At 45.1% G+C, this 226-nt stretch carries 1 pseudogene; it reads left to right on the plus strand.

Annotated features, from left to right (window positions below):
- Positions 1-226, plus strand: a pseudogene (locus LKX83_RS33110) (peptidoglycan D,D-transpeptidase FtsI family protein); the annotation flags it as partial.

Raw genomic sequence — 226 nt, forward strand, 5'->3', positions numbered from 1 at the left:
GCGTTCTTTTTCACCACATAAAGTAGATCTAATCGAACGCTCTGTAGCACAGCGAAGGGAGAAGATTGTGCTTGATACCGGGCGTGGGATGATATATGACCGAAACGGTGTACCGCTAACCGGGGAGGAACAAACGGGCTTAGCGATTTTTCCTCTGGTTCGTTATTCGCTTGGTGATAACGAAAAAATAGGTAGACTAAGTGAGATACTGGGTATTACAAAAGAG

The organism is Cohnella baijiui (genome assembly GCF_020731285.1).
Classification (GTDB): domain Bacteria; phylum Bacillota; class Bacilli; order Paenibacillales; family Paenibacillaceae; genus Cohnella.